We start from the raw sequence: 3,552 nt of genomic DNA on the forward strand, positions 1-3,552 counted from the left end.
AATCCCTTCGCCCGCTCCATTTTTCCTAACCGATCCAATCTCTTCAAGCGTCCTCCGGGGCGCTTTTCGCGTTCCGGGCGCGGTAGGCGGCCGGCGTCATCGCGAATTGGCGGCGGAAGTGCCGGCGCAGGGTCGCGGCCGTGGCGAAGCCCGCCGCCTCGGCCACGGCCTGGAGCGGCCGGTCCGGTTCATCCAGGAGGTCGCGGGCGCGGGCGAGGCGCAGGGCGAGGAGCCAGCGCGCCGGCGTGGTTCCGGTGGCGCACGTGAAGCGGCGCAGGAATGTCCGCGCACTCATCCCCGCCCGCGCGGCCAGGACGGCGATCGGCCAGTCGCGCCCGGGATCCGCCCGGATCGCATCGAGGAGCGGCCCGATCCGCGCGGCCTCGTGGGGCACAGCGACCGCCCCCGGCACGCGCTGCGTCTGTCCGCCGTCCCGGTGGGGCGGGACGACGAGGCGCCGCGCCACGAGGTTGGCGGCGGCCACGCCGAAATCGCGCCGCACCAGGTGCAGGCAGAGGTCGATGCCTGCGGCGGAGCCGGCGGAGGTGAGGATTTGGCCCTCGTCCACGTAGAGGACGTCCGCCACGAAACGGATGCCGGAATGGCGCGCCGCCAGCGCCTCGGCGTGGCGCCAATGGGTGGTGGCGCGGCGTCCCTCCAGGAGGCCGGCGGCCGCGAGGACGAAGATCCCGGAGCAGATCGAGAGCAGGCGCGCTCCGCGCGCTGCCGCCGCCCGGAGCGCCTCCACCAGCGGGCCGGGCACAGGCAGATCGGCTCCGCGCCAGCCCGGCACCACGATGGTGCCGGCCTCGGCCAGGAGGTCGAGGCCACCATCGGCCAGGACGCGCACACCGCCCTCGGCCCGCATCGGACCGGGCTCGAGCCCGGCCACGGCGAAGCGGTACCAATCCGCGCCCATCTCCGGGCGCGGTAGCCCGAAGATCTCCACGGCGACGCCGAACTCGAAGGTGCAGAGCCCGTCATAGGCCAGCACCACCACGAGGCGGTCGGCGGGGGCGAGGTGCCTTCCGGAGATGGCGTGGCCGTTGATTGGGGGACGGGCCTGCGGCTTTGGCATGATCGCGACGCTAACTGGCACGCCCGCCCGCCGCCAAGTCGCATCCCGACTGCTACGTCTTCCGCGTCCACCGAGGCTGCCCGAGCGAGGCTGCTCGAGCGAAGATGCCCGAGCGAAGATGACCGAGAAGGAGTCGAGCCATGAACCCCGTCAGCGCCATCCCCGCCTGCCCGCCCGCGATCGCGCGCGACCATTTCCGCCGCCGCCTCGAACTGGAGACCGACTGCGCGGACGTGGCCGCCGCCCTGCGGGCCGGGCCGCCCGACTTCGTGCTCCTGCACGCCGTCGGCTCCGAGGCCGCGTTTCGGCAGCGCCACATCCCGGGCGCCCTGCACCTGCCGCACGGACTCATCACCGCCGAGCGCATGGCCGCATGGCCCGCGGACACGCTGTTCGTCGTCTACTGCGCCGGCCCCCATTGCAACGGTGCCGACCGTGCGGCTCTGAAGCTCGCCGAACTCGGGCGCCCCGTGAAGCTGATGCTGGGCGGACTGACGGGCTGGGCGGACGAGGGCCTGGAATTCGCGGGCGAATCCTGAAACCGGTCACCGTCCGGGCGCCTGCCCTTCAAGCTTCCTTTACCATGATGGGAACAAGGATCGGACCGGGGCGGCATCCGGGCCCGCCCTCAGCCGGACGGCCATGTTCCTGTTCACCACGCCCCCCGCCAGCCCCCGCGAGACCGGCGCCAGCCGGGAAGCGGGTTCGCGCGGGACGGCCCAGAGCGGCCGTACCGGCGCGACCGGCGGAGTGATCGAGGCGATCCGCGACGGGGCGCAGACCTCCGGCGCGGGCTTCGACTACCTCCTGGCCACGGCCCAGCGCGAATCGTCCCTCGATCCCACCGCCAAGGCCACCACCTCTTCGGCCACCGGCCTGTTCCAGTTCATCGAGCAGACCTGGCTCGGGACCATGAAGAGCGCGGGGCCCCGGCTCGGCCTCTCGACCTACGCGGATGCCATCACCCGGGGGGCGGACGGCACCTACACGGTGAGCGACCCGGCCGCCCGGCAGACCATCCTGGACCTGCGCCGCGATCCGAAGATCGCCGCCACCATGGCGGGCGCCCTGACCGAGCGGAACCGCGAGAGCCTGAGCGCGACCCTCGGGCGGGAGCCGACGGGGGGCGACCTCTACGCCGCCCACGTCCTCGGGGCGCGGGGGGCCGCCGCCCTCATCGCCACCGCCCAGGCGAGCCCGGCCCGGGCCGCCGCCCTCGACATGCCGGAGGCGGCCGCCGCCAACCGGAACCTGTTCTACGACAAGGCCGGGCGCCCGCGCGGAGCGGCCGAACTCTACGCCCACCTCGCCACCGCCCGTGCGGGCAGCGCGCAGACTCCGGTCGCCGCCACCGTCGCGCTGCCGGAGGGCGCCACCGCCTACGCCTCCCTCAACGAGGGCGGTCTACGCTCGATGTTCCAGACCGACGCCCGCCAACAGGGCGGCGTCTCGGCCGGGGTCGCCCGGCTCTGGCAGGGCCGGGCCTCGGGCGCCGAGCCCGCCCGCAGCGCGCCGAGCTACTTCCCGCGCTCGGACGGCGGGGAGGCGCCTCAGGCCGACCCCGTGACCACCCCCGACCGCGCCGCCTCATCCCCGGCGGATGTCGCCCGCCCCACACTCACCGGCGCCGCATTCACCGGCACCGCGCTCACCGGCGCGCCGCTTCCGCCGCGCCGGCCGGCCGAATTCGGCGCCTCCAGCCAGGCGGTCCGGTCCGGCGCTCCCCTCGACCTGTCCCTCTTCACGATCCGGAGCGGCCCATGATCATCCGCCAGTTCCTCGCCTGGACGCAGCACAGCTCCGCCGCGCGCCGGGCGGAGGCGGCAGGGTCGCTGGCCCGCGCCTACCTCTACGGCGGCCTCGGTGCGGAGATCGCCTGGGAGGCGGAAGCGGCGCTGCTGGCGCTCCTCGACGATCCCTCCAGCCTCGTGCGGCGGGCCCTGGCGGAGGCCTGCGCCGGTTGCGCCACGGCGCCCCGGACCCTGATCGTCGCCCTCGCGGGCGATCAGGCGGACATCGCCGCCCTGGTGCTGTCGCGCTCGCCGGTGCTCGGAGATGCCGACCTCGTGGACGGTGTCGCCATCGGCTGCCTTACCGTCCGCCGCGCGATCGCGGGCCGCGCGAACCTCTCCGCGGGCGTCGCCGGGGCAATCGCGGAGATCGGGGAGGCGCCGGCCCTCGTCGCTCTCGCGCGCAACCGCAGCGCCCGGATTACCACCGGCAGCCTGATGCGGATGGTCGAGCGCCACGGTGGCAAGGCCGCCGTGCGTGAGGCGATTCTCACGCGGCCGAACCTGCCCCTCGAGGTGCGCCAGAGCATCACGACCCGCCTCGCCGAAGCTCTTTCGGCCTTCGCGGTGTCCTCCGGCTGGCTCACCCCGGCCCGGAGCGCGCGCGCCAGCCGGGAGGCACAGGAGCGCGCGACCCTGGCCTTCAGCGCCGAGGCCCACCCGATCGACCTCGCCCGCCTCGTG

Annotated in this window: 4 protein-coding genes; 3 read left to right on the forward strand and 1 reads right to left on the reverse strand. The window is 74.6% G+C overall.

Annotated elements, in window-relative coordinates:
- Window positions 1-43: 43 nt before the first annotated feature.
- Entirely contained in the window at window positions 44-1,078 is a 1,035-nt protein-coding gene (gene ftrA, locus MFF30_RS25580; RefSeq protein WP_238283062.1) for a transcriptional regulator FtrA, read from the reverse strand.
- Between the two features lie 140 nt (window positions 1,079-1,218).
- On the opposite strand from ftrA, the gene MFF30_RS25585 reads away from it, so the two are divergent.
- The 3 genes from MFF30_RS25585 to MFF30_RS25595 form a co-directional block, all read left to right on the forward strand.
- Window positions 1,219-1,617, forward strand: coding sequence for a rhodanese-like domain-containing protein (locus MFF30_RS25585; protein ID WP_238283064.1), 399 nt, complete (start codon window positions 1,219-1,221; stop codon window positions 1,615-1,617).
- A gap of 103 nt (window positions 1,618-1,720) precedes the next feature.
- Window positions 1,721-2,842, forward strand: coding sequence for a lytic transglycosylase domain-containing protein (locus tag MFF30_RS25590; RefSeq protein WP_238283065.1), 1,122 nt, complete (start codon window positions 1,721-1,723; stop codon window positions 2,840-2,842).
- A partial coding sequence (locus MFF30_RS25595; protein WP_238283066.1) for a DUF2336 domain-containing protein occupies window positions 2,839-3,552 on the forward strand: 714 nt, incomplete at its 3' end. The genes MFF30_RS25590 and MFF30_RS25595, both read left to right, overlap by 4 nt.

This window comes from Methylobacterium goesingense (assembly GCF_022179225.1).
In the GTDB taxonomy this organism is placed as follows: Bacteria; Pseudomonadota; Alphaproteobacteria; order Rhizobiales; family Beijerinckiaceae; genus Methylobacterium; species Methylobacterium goesingense.

Coding starts and splice junctions, on each gene's coding strand:
- ftrA (WP_238283062.1), bottom strand. CDS start 1,078: ATGCCAAAGCCGCAGGCCCGTCCCCCAATCAACGGCCACGCCATCTCC.
- MFF30_RS25585 (WP_238283064.1), top strand. CDS start 1,219: ATGAACCCCGTCAGCGCCATCCCCGCCTGCCCGCCCGCGATCGCGCGC.
- MFF30_RS25590 (WP_238283065.1), top strand. CDS start 1,721: ATGTTCCTGTTCACCACGCCCCCCGCCAGCCCCCGCGAGACCGGCGCC.